This is a genomic window from Dongia soli, from assembly GCF_034044715.1.
GTDB lineage: Bacteria > Pseudomonadota > Alphaproteobacteria > Dongiales > Dongiaceae > Dongia_B > Dongia_B soli.
Genome location: NZ_JAXCLW010000001.1, coordinates 321732 through 334303, shown reverse-complemented (window position 1 = coordinate 334303; position 12572 = coordinate 321732). Strand labels below are relative to the sequence as shown.

General features: G+C 60.6%; 12 protein-coding genes. 7 read left to right on the top strand and 5 right to left on the bottom strand.

What is annotated here, in order from left to right; all coding sequences use genetic code 11:
- Window positions 1–95: 95 nt before the first annotated feature.
- Window positions 96–575, bottom strand: coding sequence for a 23S rRNA (pseudouridine(1915)-N(3))-methyltransferase RlmH (gene rlmH / locus SMD27_RS01515; RefSeq protein WP_320506571.1), 480 nt, complete (start codon window positions 573–575; stop codon window positions 96–98).
- Window positions 576–656: 81 nt separating this feature from the next.
- Between rlmH and SMD27_RS01510 the strand changes: the two genes are divergently transcribed.
- Complete coding sequence (locus SMD27_RS01510) at window positions 657–1475, top strand: DUF2272 domain-containing protein (RefSeq protein WP_320506570.1); 819 nt, start codon at window positions 657–659, stop codon at window positions 1473–1475.
- Here SMD27_RS01510 and SMD27_RS01505 read toward each other — a convergent pair.
- Window positions 1434–3293 (bottom strand): chloride channel protein, encoded by a 1860-nt coding sequence (locus SMD27_RS01505; RefSeq protein WP_320506569.1) that lies wholly within the window; start codon window positions 3291–3293, stop codon window positions 1434–1436. The genes SMD27_RS01510 and SMD27_RS01505 overlap by 42 nt on opposite strands.
- Window positions 3294–3713: 420 nt before the next feature.
- Here SMD27_RS01505 and SMD27_RS01500 point away from each other — a divergent pair, with 420 nt between their 5' ends.
- From SMD27_RS01500 to SMD27_RS01490, 3 genes are all read left to right on the top strand, one after another.
- On the top strand, window positions 3714–4859 hold the full coding sequence (locus tag SMD27_RS01500; protein ID WP_320506568.1) for a TRAP transporter substrate-binding protein: 1146 nt from the start codon (window positions 3714–3716) through the stop codon (window positions 4857–4859).
- A 95-nt stretch (window positions 4860–4954) separates the two neighbouring features.
- Window positions 4955–5623: a TRAP transporter small permease subunit gene (locus tag SMD27_RS01495; protein WP_320506567.1), complete on the top strand. Its 669-nt coding sequence runs from the start codon at window positions 4955–4957 to the stop codon at window positions 5621–5623.
- Entirely contained in the window at window positions 5620–7362 is a 1743-nt protein-coding gene (locus SMD27_RS01490) for a TRAP transporter large permease (RefSeq protein WP_320506566.1), read from the top strand. The genes SMD27_RS01495 and SMD27_RS01490 overlap by 4 nt, the downstream gene beginning before the upstream one ends.
- A gap of 467 nt (window positions 7363–7829) precedes the next feature.
- Here the strand turns inward: SMD27_RS01490 and rclC are convergent, their stop codons facing one another.
- Window positions 7830–8447, bottom strand: coding sequence for a reactive chlorine resistance membrane protein RclC (gene rclC / locus SMD27_RS01485; RefSeq protein WP_320506565.1), 618 nt, complete (start codon window positions 8445–8447; stop codon window positions 7830–7832).
- 34 nt (window positions 8448–8481) lie between these two features.
- Window positions 8482–8829, bottom strand: coding sequence for a carboxymuconolactone decarboxylase family protein (locus tag SMD27_RS01480; protein WP_452094341.1), 348 nt, complete (start codon window positions 8827–8829; stop codon window positions 8482–8484).
- A gap of 135 nt (window positions 8830–8964) precedes the next feature.
- Here SMD27_RS01480 and SMD27_RS01475 point away from each other — a divergent pair, with 135 nt between their 5' ends.
- Window positions 8965–9918: an AraC family transcriptional regulator gene (locus SMD27_RS01475; RefSeq protein ID WP_320506564.1), complete on the top strand. Its 954-nt coding sequence runs from the start codon at window positions 8965–8967 to the stop codon at window positions 9916–9918.
- On the opposite strand, the gene SMD27_RS01470 is transcribed toward SMD27_RS01475, so the two are convergent.
- Window positions 9919–11412: a hypothetical protein gene (locus SMD27_RS01470; RefSeq protein WP_320506563.1), complete on the bottom strand. Its 1494-nt coding sequence runs from the start codon at window positions 11410–11412 to the stop codon at window positions 9919–9921. It lies immediately after the preceding gene.
- A 256-nt stretch (window positions 11413–11668) separates the two neighbouring features.
- Between SMD27_RS01470 and SMD27_RS01465 the strand changes: the two genes are divergently transcribed.
- Together SMD27_RS01465 and SMD27_RS01460 are read left to right on the top strand one after the other, a co-directional pair.
- Complete coding sequence (locus tag SMD27_RS01465; RefSeq protein ID WP_320506562.1) at window positions 11669–11791, top strand: hypothetical protein; 123 nt, start codon at window positions 11669–11671, stop codon at window positions 11789–11791.
- 148 nt (window positions 11792–11939) lie between these two features.
- On the top strand, window positions 11940–12572 hold the full coding sequence (locus SMD27_RS01460; protein WP_320506561.1) for an FMN-binding negative transcriptional regulator: 633 nt from the start codon (window positions 11940–11942) through the stop codon (window positions 12570–12572).

Sequence of the window (12572 nt, the reverse complement as noted above, 5' to 3'; positions counted from 1 at the left end):
CTTACCGCGCAATATGTCAGGATTGTGGCTCTGTGGTCGGGCTTTAAGCCTCGATCCCAGAATAATCGTTAACGTCGGTAGCAGGCTACCCCATTTCAATCCCGATGATAAGGATGACCGGCCAGGATTTGCTGTGCGCGGTAGAGTTGTTCCGAGAGAAGGACGCGCACAAGTTGATGCGGCCATGTCATGGCGCCGAGCGACAGCAGGAGGTCGGCCTTTTCCCGCACCGCCGGATCATGGCCGTCGGCGCCACCGATCAGAAAGGCGATTTCCGCCGCGCCTTCATCCCGCCAAGCGCGGATCCGGGCTGCGAAGTCGCGGCTGCCCAACGATTTGCCGCGCTCATCCAGCACCACAACCACCTGCCGCCCGCCCTTATGGCCGGCCGCCAGGGCCGTCAGCAGCAATTCGCCCTCGCGTTTCTTCAAGGCCGCTGGCGGTAAAGGCCGCTTTTCCTCGACCTCTTGCACTGTCAGCGGCCAGGTCAGGCGCTGGCGATACTCCTCCACCAACATCGCTTCCGCCTTCGCCTTACCGCCGGCTTTCCCCACCGCCAGGATGCGCAGCTTCATGACAGCCTCGTTGCCAGTGAACGCATTGCCCGCAAAAAGCGGATCGGGCAGGTTGCCGTTTCAAAGCGTGAGGAGATCCGCATGACCGTGCACCGACCCGAAGCAAAGCGTAAAGCACTGCGCGACCTGATCGCCAATCCGCGGTGGCGGGTCAAGCTCTATATCGTCGCTGCGCTTTTCTCTTTGGCCGCCTGTGCCGCGCCAAGTCCGGTCGGCATGCCCGATCCTGCTGTTGTTCGCGCCAATCTCCTGAGCCTGGCGGACCAGGAATGGCGCGCCTTCGGGGAACAGGTCATCTATATCGATAACGGTCGCGAACGCATCGATCCGGTCGGCGCGTGGGAGGATGAACGCCGTGGGGCACCGCTGGTCGCGAAATACTGGGAGGCCGTCGGCGAGGACTATAGCGGCTATGATTGTGACAAGCCTTGGTCGGCGGCTTTCATCTCTTGGCTGATGCAGTCGGCCGGCGTGCCGGCGGAGATCTTTCCGCCCAGCGGTCTTCATGCCGATTACCTGCGCGCCGCGATTGCCCATTCGACCCAGGCAAATGCGCTTTTTATTCCTCATGATCCGACAGATTATCCGCCAAAGCCCGGCGACCTTATCTGCGCCAGCCGCGCCGGCACGAGGATCATCAGCTATCTGGACGTGCCGGCAGATGCCCTGCTGCATTGCGATCTGGTGGTGGAAACAGGGGCGGGGCGTCTGGTTTCGATCGGCGGCAATGTGCGGAATTCGGTTTCCAAGACTGTCCGCCCGATCGGCCCGGACGGCAGGCTGGCCGGTGCCGGGGATCGTCCCTGGTTCTTGGTGCTGGCACTGCGCAGCGCGCCCTCGCCAGTTGCCGTCAGCCGGCTAGCTGCGGTGGGGGCTGGGGTTAGGGCTGGGGCTGAATAGCCCGCTATCATCGGCAGCACCCCGCCGTTTCTCAAGTTCTTCGCTGTAACGGCGCAGCGCGTATTTCTCTGTTACATAGCCGATGATGCGCTTATCGTTGGCGTCATTCACCACGGGCAGAGTTTCGACCGCGGCAGTTTGGAAAAGCTGCAAGGCGGTGCGCAGGTTTTCCGCCGGCAGCAAAAAAGCCGGTTCGGCATGTACCAGATCGCGCACCGTCGCCTTGTTGGGGTCGGCAATGGTGTCGGGTGAATGGGCCTCGGCCACGTCGACCACCCCGACCAGACGGTTTTCGCCGTCCACCGCGAAGACCTGTCGCGTACTGCCCAGCAGGAAGGCTTGGCGCAACGTGCTGAGCGGGCTATCGGCGCGGATGATTTTCTGGTCGCGTCGCATCAGCCGGCCGATTTTCAACTCGTTGATCCAGCCGATATCCTCAGCGCTGCGGATCTTCATGCCGCGCAAATGGAAGCGCCAGGTGGCGAAGGAATAGCCGAACCATTGACGCACTGCGGCGGCGGCGACCACCACACCCACCATGACACCGATTGAGACCGAGAAATCGCCGGTCGTCTCGAGCACCAGCAGGATCATGGTGACGGGAGCGCCCACGATGGCTGCGGCCACGGAACCCATGGCCACCAGCGTATAGGCCTGCTGATCGGTCGCTATCCAGGGGAGCGCCCAGTGCATCAACATGGCAACCGCGCTGCCAAACAGGCTGCCAAGGAAAAGAGACGAGGAAAACAGGCCGCCGCGAAAGCCGGCGCCGATGGAAATCGCCGAGGCCAGGATTTTCGCAGCAACGAGGCCGATCAGGATCGGCAGGGCATAGCCTTCCTGGAGATTGTGGAGGATCGCGCCGTGGCCGCTGCCCAGGACCGGCGGGAAACCCATGGCGATTCCGCCGACGATCAGACCGCCGAGCATCGGCCGCAGCCAGACCGGCGTGCGCCATTGCTTGAACCAAGCCTCGGTACTGGTAACGCCCTTCATCACCAGGACCCCGAGCCCAGCACTGGCCAGTCCCAGCAGGGCGAAGGCGTAATAATCATGGGTCTGGAGTTGCAGCGCACCCTGGACGACGAAGACCGGTTCCGTCCCGAACAGCCAGCGGGCGGTGAAGCCGCCCATCAGGGCTGCGATGGCAATGGGCGCCAAGGTCGCCAGCGTATAACTGCCGATCACCAGCTCGAAAGCATAGAAGGCGCCCGCCAAAGGCGCGTTGAAGGCGGCCGCGATGGCCCCAGCTGAGCCACAGCCGACCAGCGTCCGCACATCTTCGCGGCGCAGTTTCAAACTAATGCCAAGACGCGATCCCAGGGCCGAGCTCAACTGCGTATAGGCCGCTTCCAGCCCGACTGAGGCGCCGAAGCCACCCGACAATACCGTGAGCAGCACCAAGCCCAGACTGTCGCGGAACGACATGCGGCCGCCGTAAAGCGCATTGGCCTCGATTGCGTCGACCACGTCGCGCGGGCGAAATTTCTTGAGTACCCAGGCGGTCACGCCGACGGCCAAGCCGCCGATCACCGGCAAGAGGAGAATGCGCCAGGGATCAAGTCCGACGGCATTGCTGAGACGTAGATCGGCCGGCACATTGAAAAGCAACTTATGCAAAAGCCCGACGCCCAGATTGAGCAGGGCTACCACCAGACCTGCGGCGATGCCGATCCCGCCGGCCATGACAAACCGGACCCCGCCGCTCTCGCGCGCTTCCGAACGCGAAAACGAGCGCAGCAGCAAATGCCGCCGAACGGCGATCTGTCGGCCCAAAGAAGAAAGGATGGATTTGGATTTGATCGGACGAAACTTCATGATCGGCGGACAAGACTCACACGCCACCGAAGGTAGCATGACAACTTAAACCCGGCCAGCATCGCGCAATTTTTTACTCTACACAGTTTCGTTGGCGTCTTGTTTCGGTGCACTGCCGTCACGGCAATATGGAAATCGATCCGGATCCCGGGCCATTACTAATCGATTGTTGCCAAGCCCATTGCGCGTCACACTGACAGGCAAAGCTGCTTGCGTCGCACCAAGTGAAGACGGTGCCACCCCTGGTTGCATCCTGCCGTCGCCGGCTTAGGTAAGGAAGCCCATATTCCCGGCCTTTCCTTACGCCGCTGTCAGAATCTGCGAAAGTTGGACTGTCAGCTACTTGCAATCGCGGCTTGTGCCGTAGTTCAGTATCCTTGCAGGAAGCGGGCAGCAAGCCCGCACATACGGGAGGAAACAATGGCACAGGCAAAAGCTCCCTCGGGGAGTAAAAGTTCGCGCCGCAAGTTTCTGAGCGGGGCGGCCTTGGCGGCTGCGGCGTCCGTCGCCACGCCCAGCATTGTCAAGGCGCAGGGTCCGATCAACATGCGCTGGCAAAGCACATGGCCGTCCAAGGATATCTTCCACGAATTTGCGCTCGATTACGCTAAAAAGGTCAACGACATGACCGGCGGCGATCTGAAGATCGAGGTGCTGCCGGCCGGCGCGGTGGTACCGGCCTTCGGTCTGCTCGATGCGGTATCCGAAGGCACGCTCGATGGAGGCCATGGCGTGCTGGTCTATCACTACGGCAAGCAGACCGCCCTGGCGCTCTGGGGTTCCGGCCCCGGCTTCGCGATGGACGCCAACATGCTGCTCGCCTGGCATAAATATGGCGGCGGCAAGGAATTGCTTGCCAAGCTCTATGCCTCGATCGGCGCCAACGTGGTCTCCTTTCCCTATGGGCCGATGCCATCCCAGCCGCTCGGCTGGTTTAAGAAACCGATCACGAAGGTGGACGATCTGAAAGGGCTGAAATTCCGCACCGTGGGCATTTCCATCGACGTCTTCACCGGCCTCGGCGCGGCGGTCACCGCCTTGCCGGGCGGCGAGATCGTCGCCGCGATGGATCGCGGCCTGATCGACGCGGCCGAGTTCAACAATGCCTCTTCCGACCGGGTACTCGGTTTTCCCGATGTTTCGAAGACCTGCATGCTGCAGAGCTATCACCAGAATGCCGAGCAGTTCGAGATCCTGTTCAACAAGGCGAAATTCGACACCTTGCCGGATCAAATGAAGGCCATCATCGCCAATGCCGTCGAGGCGGCCTCGCAGGATATGGCCTGGAAGGCGATCGACCGCTATTCGAAGGATTATGGGGAGATGCGCTCCAAGGACGGCGTCAAATTCTATAAGACGCCGGATGAAATCTTGAAGAAGCAGCTCGAAGTCTATGACGAGGTGGTGAAGAAGAAGGCGGCGGAAAATCCGCTCTTCAAAGAAATCCTGGAATCGCAGATTGCCTTCGCGCAGCGGGCGACGCAATGGGAGCACGACACCACCACCAACCGTCGCATGGCTTTCGATCATTATTTCGGCGCCGAGGGCGCGGCGAAAAAGATCTGAGCAATAGCCGCATCGGCGGGCAGCGGGCGGGCCTTGGCCGGCCGCTGTCCCGTCGCTGGTGCCTGTCGTGTTTCTCTTGCGGTCGGCTGGTGCGTATGAAGCTTCAGCGGTTTCTTTTGGCGGTCGATGATATCAGCATCTGGGTCGGCAAGGCAGCGGCTTGGCTCATCATCGGCTTGATGACGCTGGTCTGTGCCGAGGTCTTCAAACGTTATATCCTCAATATGCCGACCGCCTGGATCTTCGATGCCAGCAACATGTTCTACGGCACGCTCTTCATGTTGGCCGGCGCCTATGCTTTGGCGCAGAACGCCCATGTGCGCGGCGACTTCCTCTACAGCTCGATGCGCCCGCGCTGGCAGGCGGCGCTCGATCTCATCCTCTATATCGTCTTTTTCCTGCCCGGCATCGCCGCCTTGCTCTATGCCGGCTATGACTATGCCGCCTTGTCCTGGCACATCGGCGAGCATTCCACCACGACGGCGGAAGGCCCGCCGGTCTATCACTTCAAGACCGTCATTCCGATCGCCGGCGCGCTGGTGATGTTGCAGGGACTGGCGGAGATCATACGCTGCCTCGTCTGCCTGAAAACCGGCCAATGGCCCGCCCGGCGTAAAGACGTGGCAGAGATCGACGTGGTCGAGCAACAGCTTGCTCATAGCGAATATGTCGATGCCGAAACGCGCAAGGCCGCGATCAAGAAGGCGCAGCAGATCGATGAAGCGGCACGGCAGCGGGGGATGGGGGGAGATTTGCAGACATGAGCGATCCGGCGCTCGGCTTGACCATGCTTGGCCTTATCGTGGTTGTCATCATCATGGGCTTCCCCACGGCCTTCACCTTGATGGGCCTTGGCATGTTCTTCGGCTTCTATGCTTTCTATGATCCGACCGAACACTGGCTGGATAATCGCGTGTTCGACCTGATGGTCCAGCGCACTTACGGGGCGATGACCAATGATGTCCTCATCTCCATCCCCCTTTTCGTGCTGATGGGCTATGTGATGGAGCGTGGGGCGCTGGTCGATAAGATGTTCTACAGCATCCAGCTTGCCTTCAGCCGCACACCGGCCCCGCTTGCCGTTGCGACATTGATCGTCTGCACCTTCTGGGGCATTGCCAGCGGCCTGGTCGGTGCCGTCGTGGTCCTGATGGGGGTGATCGCCTTCAATCCCATGCTGCGGGCCGGCTATGACGTGAAGCTTGCCTCCGGCGTGATCACTGCTGGCGGCACGCTCGGCATCCTCATTCCGCCTTCGGTGATGATCATCGTCTATGCTGCCGTGGCCGGGCAGTCGGTGGTCAAGCTCTATGCCGCCGCCATGTTTCCCGGCTTTTTCCTGGCGCTACTCTATCTGGTCTATATTCTCGGCTGGGCGATACTCAATCCGAAGATCGCCCCGCCTTTGCCGCCGGAACAGACCCGCGTCCCGGTGCCGGACTGGATGGATAAGTTCCAGAACCTCTATTCGCGCAATATGCTGGGCGGATTGACCGCCGCTCTCTTCCGGCCGTCGCCCGCCCTGGCGCTGGAAGCCGAAGGCGGCCGGCTCACTTATCTCGCGCTGCTACGGAACTTCGGTGCCGCCCTCGTTCCTTTCGCTTTCACCGCCGCGATCTTCGCCCTTATCTGGTGGTATGCGGTGATTCACCCCCAAGCCGGAACAGCGAATGCGGCGCCGGAAGGCCTTGAGGAACTAGGCGGGCCGTCCGCGGATGCCGCGGCACCGGTCGTCGTCGGACCGACGACAGCCTTCTACATCGCCTTTGCCGTCATCGCCGTGCTCGCAGCCCTGGTGCTCTTTCGCTACTACCGCAACATGACGGCGGAAAGGCTGCAGCTCATTAAACTGCTGACAGCCTCGGTCATGCCGCTCGGCATCCTCACTATCGTGGTCCTGGCGGTCATCCTTTTCGGTATCACCACCGCAACAGAATCGGCCGCCGTCGGCGCCGCCGGCGCTTTCCTGCTGGCCTTGCAGGCCCGCACCTTGAACTGGCAGCGCACCAAGGAGGCGGTCTTCCTCACCGCCAAGACCACGGCGATGGTCTGCTGGCTCTTCATCGGTTCAGCTTTGTTCTCCGCTGTCTTCGCCATTCTCGGGGGCCAGGGGCTGCTGGAACAATGGGTGCTGTCGCTGGATATCACCCCGGTGCAGTTCATGATTCTCTCGCAGGCGATCATCTTCCTGCTCGGCTGGCCGCTCGAATGGACCGAGATCATCATCATCTTCGTGCCGATTTTCCTGCCGTTGCTGCAGCATTTCAACATCGATCCGGTGCTTTGGGGGGTCCTCGTCTTCGTCAATCTACAGGCGGCTTTCCTCTCGCCGCCAGTTGCCATGTCGGCCTTCTATTTGAAAGGAGTCTCGCCTTCGCATGTCACCATCAACCAGATCTTCGCCGGCATGATGCCCTATATGCTGATCGTCATCCTCTGCATGGTCATCATGTATATCTGGCCGGCGATCACCCTCTGGCTGCCGGAGTATTTGTATGGATGATTGGCTCGACGATCGCGCCTCAGCGCTACGATCCGGCCGGATTGGCGGCGCTGGGATAGGATGTCGTACGAGATTTCGCATTCTTTTGGGGGGTGCTTTTGTCTGTGATACTCGAGACGATTCTGATTCCATTCATGCGCCGCATCTCCCTTATCCTGTGCGTACTCGGGATGATCGTTGGATATCATTTCTGGGGACCCATCGGCGTTTTCGCCGCTCTTGCTCTATTTATCTTTTGTCACGTTCTGGCGGCGCGGTGGCAATTGGATGCTGAGGAACTGGAATATCTGCGGGAAAGACGATCAAGGGAGGATTTGGAACCGTGATAGTGCGGGCGATATGTTCGTGGCAGCCAGTGACGCTTCACGTTTTGCTTGGCGCTTTTGCCAGTGGCGACCTCTGACGCCCAAGCCAACCCTTCGCCGAGAGGGGTTGGCTCGGAGACTTCCACAGGGAGCTTGCGATCATCAACTCTGTAAGATCGCGCCCCGTTGCACGGCCTTGCTAGCGCGTCGTCGCAGCAGACTCCGGGCGGAATCCGCCATGACCAGCAAGCCGCCTGCAAGTATGACCACATCCTTCAGGACCAGCCGGCCGGCGCCGGAGAGATAGGGAAAGCCATGTTCTGCGTCGCCGAGCGCCGGCACCCAGGCTTCCGGCGTTGTCGCCAGGAAGGACAAGGTCACGAAAGGCGTCAGGAAGGCGAGCACGGCACCGAGGAAGCCGAGCGATACCGAAATGGGGTCAAGCAGAACCAGCATGCCGATGGTCAGTTCGACGGTACCCAGGCCAGCCGAGAAGCGATAAGTGTTGTTCTCTGTTTGCCAGGCCCGTTCCGCCGGAACCAATTGGCCTTCATGGGTCAGATGGCTCTTATACTGATCGGGATGGGCATAGAAGAATGACATGACCGGGCTGTTTGCCACGAAAGGCGTGATGCTATCCGCCTCATAGGGGACGAATTTCAAAGCGCCGATCCACAGGAAGACAATGGCGATGGCAAGGCGCATCAGATTGATGCCGATGCGGTCAGCCTGTGCGACGCGCGTCAGCACGGCATTCACGGTTAAATCGAGATATGTCATGACCAACTCCATGGGCTGGTGGGGAGGACCGGGATTATTCGGCCGTAACCTCGGCAAAGGCATCCAAGGTGCGCGCCGAATAGACCATGGCGGCGCCGGCATTGACGGCGATCGCGACACCCAGCGCTTCGGCGATCTCCTCGCGGCTGGCGCCGGCATCCGCAGCGGCTTTCGTATGGACGGTGATACAGCCGTCACAGCGAACAGTGACCGCGACAGCCAGCGAGATCAGTTCCCGGGTCTTCTCGCCCAGGAGATCGGCCTTCTTGCCGGCGCCGCTCAGGGTCTGATAGCCCTTGACGGTGTCCGGGCTCAGCTTGCCGATCTCGCCGATCCGGCCGAAAAGTTGCTGGCGATAGGCGTTCCAGTCATGCATCGACATTTCTGCTCTCCTGATATGGCGTCCCGGATTGGGATGCCGGTTCACAGAAGATAGATCCGATGGTAAGCAAGGTGGATGCTCGCGCGGTGCAAGCTGATGACCGGGCGGCTCAATCTTCGCAGGATGGCAGCCGTCATGAACAAGCGGGGCATGATTGAAAGCCGATCCGAGCCGGATGATGCGCTGAGCGGTCTGGCGCCGCTTTTGCGCGTGCGGCCGGAACTGGAAAGCCTTTGCCTGTTCGGCGCATATTGGGCTGCGCCGCATGGCCCAGCCGCGACGGGATGGGCGCCATTTCACCTGGTGATCCGCGGCACGTGCCGCCTTGAAGTGGCGGGGTTGCCGGCGGTCGTCCTGCAGGCGGGGGATATCGCCATTCTGCCGCATGGCGATGCCCATACGACGCGCAACGGCAATGAAACGCGCGGTCCGGCAAAACCGGCCGATCTCCAGAGCCATCATAATGGCGCGATCCTGGTCAAGACGACGGCGGGGGTGGAGACCGAAACCGAGCTGATCTGTGGTCGCCTGCGTTTCGAGCAACCGCATGAACATCTCATCCTCGCGACCTTGCCGCCGGTGATCGTGGTCCCGGCGGAGAAGGAAGCATCGGCAGGGTTCCATCACCTGATGCTGACGATCCGGGAAGAATTGGAGGTGGCCCGACCTGGCGCTCCCGCCATCGCAAGCGATCTCGCCAGCGCTTTGCTGGTCATGGCCTTGCGGGCGCATTTCGAGCGCGAACCGGCTGACCAGGGGCTTTTCGCCTTGCTGGGACAGCGCCAATCAGCCCGTGCCGTCGCTGCCATGCTGGGGGCGCTCGACCGCGACTGGACGCTGGATGATCTCGCGCAGCAAGCCGGCACGTCCCGGGCAACGCTCGTCAGGTTGTTTCAGAAATCGGCTGGTCTTGCGCCCCTGGCCTTCTTGACTGAATTACGTCTCGGCCTTGCGCGGCGGAAACTCCTGGCGGGCAATGACACCCTGGCGCAGATCGCCGCGGAGATCGGCTATCAGTCGGAAAGTGCCTTCAGCCGCGCTTTCCAACGCCGTTACGGTCAGCGTCCCGGTGAGATGCGGCGCGGCTGACTAGGATGCAACCACAGCTGCTTTCTTCATCGGATTGGCGGTCTCGGCCAGTTTTCTAATGTCGAAATTCGGCTCGGGCGGGCGGCCGTTGCGAGAGGTCTCGGCGAGTTCGCTGATTTCCTGCAGCTTGTTTTCGATGCTTTCCCGCATCTCCTTGTCGATCGCCATCGCCTTTTGCAAAAATTCCTTGGCCTGTTCCTGATCCAGCAGGCCGGCCTTCATCGCCGCCATCAGATTGGCCTTCACCTTATCGGCATTCATCAGGTCGACCAGGGTCAGGCCATAACCGTTGGGCACGCGGGTCAGGATCGCATAGACGTCGTTGGAGGGCAGACCGAACAAGCAGATGCCCAAGGCCCTGAGGTCGTTCTCCAGCATCGCGGCATGGAAGATGGTGTTGTTCTCCCTGTCCCGCTGTAGCAGCAGCGAGAGCAGGGGATTGGTCGGGGCCGGCGAGGTCTGATCCACCGGAATGTCCTGGCGCACCAATTCGCCGCGGACCGACTTCTTGATATGCATGTCGTCATGCAGCAGCAGCGAGACCATCTTGCGCATATGGCCGTATTTCTTGGCATAGAGCGCCTTCAGCAATACGCCCTGCAGCGATTTGTCCCGCCGTAACAGGCGGCGGCAGAGCAGCACCTGACGATAGGCTTTCTTGGTGACGACATCGGGTGCCGCCATCGCCGTCACCGTTTCGTCGACATTCTGCTGCAACAGGTTCAGCAGGTCTTCGAACATGCCGTCATTGGTGATGGAAATCAGTTTCAGGAAAGCAGTGCTGCCATCCTGCACATTTTTGTATTCGAAGAACAGGCGGCAGGTGGTTTCGCGCTGGGATTTGGTGGCCTGCGGCATCACCGCCTGTTTCAGCACATGCTGGCTCAGCAGGCCGCGATTGTCCGCGAGATCGCCGGCGAAGATCATGCTCATGAAATGGGCCCGGATCTTGTCTTCCTTGGCGCGCTCGGCGATCGCCCGGTCGATATGTTCGATGGAGAGATGCTTGGTCTGGATCAGGGCATTGATCGACTGCCATTTCGGTGTCGGCACCAGGATCTTGCCCAGCGGGCTGATGCCCTGCTTGTTGGCGCGGGAGAAGTCGACGTCCAGCGCCAGCAGGGTATGGGCGATTTTCATCGTCTCGCGGCCTTCATTGCCGCGCAGGGTATCGGCCAGGTAGTGCCAGATGCCGTTCTGTTCGCTATCCTCGTGGTTAAGGAAGGTGAAGACGCGTTTGCCCTGCTGCTTCTGCTCCCAATAGGATTTCGCGACTTCGAGGACAACCAGAGCTTCCAGAACGTCGTTCTCGCTCAGCTTGAACTGCAGGTAGTTTTCGCCTTTGGTGCCGAGCGCGTGATAGAGCTTGTCGCTGTTATCCTCGAATTTGATCCAATTGAGGAAAAACGATCCGAACTTCCCCATCGTCTTCCCGAATCGGGCGCGAATATCGGCATCGATCGTGGCGATGGTTGGTTTTGGTTGCGTGCTCACCTATCTGTCCCTCGGAATACCGGCTTAGCTAATGCCGGGATCGCTATGGCGCCCAGTCGCTACAACCTCGGATCACAAGAATCGAGGCCACGCCCCTCGGCCGGTACGGTCCTTAGGACCGCAAACTATGTCAATCAAGGTTAATGAATCGTTGTTGTGCCGATGAGCCTCCCGGCGGGAACCTTCGCGTTCTGTTCCGCTTGACCCGACTGGGCTGCTTCCCGGCTTCATCGTGCAAAAGGCGGCAGAATTGACTATGGGCGCTTTGCCGCTGGTGGCGATCATCACCGGCATCCTTTTCCTGGTGAATCTGGTGGTTTTCTTCGCCATCACCCGGCCGCGCCAGGGACCGATCACCAATCCCAAGCGCGGACCATAGGCGGCTCAAGCTGGCTTTTGATGCGGAGCCCCGATGCCACTCTCGGTGAACAGTGGTCCGGCTGTCGGGGCTGATACCGGCACTGGCACCCCCGGTATCGGACAGCCTATAGTCGGATCGATCTATTGAGAGCTCCGAGAGACCGCCGGTGTACGTTCCGACTGCTTTCCAAGAATCCGATCCCGCCGTCCTGCGCCAAATCATCCGGGAGGCGCGCCTGTGCAACTTCGTCACGGCGACGCAGGAAGGGCTGGTAGCAACGCCCTTGCCGCTTTTCCTCAATGCGGATGAAGGCGAGCATGGCGTCCTTTACGGCCATTTGGCCAAGGCTAATCCGCAGTGGAAGATGACGTCGATCGGCGATGCCCTGGCGATCTTCGTGGGTGGCCATGCTTACATCACCCCCTCCTGGTATGCCTCCAAGGCCAAGGATGAGAAGGTCGTGCCGACCTGGAATTACGAAGCCGTCCATGCTTACGGCCCGGCGGAGTTTTTCGAGGATGCGGATCGGCTGCTTGACGTGGTGACCCGCCTCACCAACCTGCATGAATCGGAACGCGCGAAGCCCTGGGCGGTCTCCGATGCGCCCGCAGACTATATTAAAGCGCAGTTGCGTGGGATCGTCGGAATCCGGATGCCGATCACCCGGCTTCAAGGCAAGCGGAAGATGAGCCAGAACCGCAACGCGGAAGACCGCGCCGGCGTGGCAAGAGGTCTCGCCGAAAGCGACCGCATGATGGACCGCTATGTCGGCGGTCTTATCCCCCTCGAAGATCGCTAG

Bases quoted from the DNA above. Each gene is read 5' to 3' on its own strand.
- rlmH (WP_320506571.1), bottom strand. From the start codon at position 575: ATGAAGCTGCGCATCCTGGCGGTGGGGAAAGCCGGCGGTAAGGCGAAG.
- SMD27_RS01510 (WP_320506570.1), top strand. From the start codon at position 657: ATGACCGTGCACCGACCCGAAGCAAAGCGTAAAGCACTGCGCGACCTG.
- SMD27_RS01505 (WP_320506569.1), bottom strand. From the start codon at position 3,293: ATGAAGTTTCGTCCGATCAAATCCAAATCCATCCTTTCTTCTTTGGGC.
- SMD27_RS01500 (WP_320506568.1), top strand. From the start codon at position 3,714: ATGGCACAGGCAAAAGCTCCCTCGGGGAGTAAAAGTTCGCGCCGCAAG.
- SMD27_RS01495 (WP_320506567.1), top strand. From the start codon at position 4,955: ATGAAGCTTCAGCGGTTTCTTTTGGCGGTCGATGATATCAGCATCTGG.
- SMD27_RS01490 (WP_320506566.1), top strand. From the start codon at position 5,620: ATGAGCGATCCGGCGCTCGGCTTGACCATGCTTGGCCTTATCGTGGTT.
- rclC (WP_320506565.1), bottom strand. From the start codon at position 8,447: ATGACATATCTCGATTTAACCGTGAATGCCGTGCTGACGCGCGTCGCA.
- SMD27_RS01480 (WP_452094341.1), bottom strand. From the start codon at position 8,829: ATGTCGATGCATGACTGGAACGCCTATCGCCAGCAACTTTTCGGCCGG.
- SMD27_RS01475 (WP_320506564.1), top strand. From the start codon at position 8,965: ATGAACAAGCGGGGCATGATTGAAAGCCGATCCGAGCCGGATGATGCG.
- SMD27_RS01465 (WP_320506562.1), top strand. From the start codon at position 11,669: ATGGGCGCTTTGCCGCTGGTGGCGATCATCACCGGCATCCTTTTCCTG.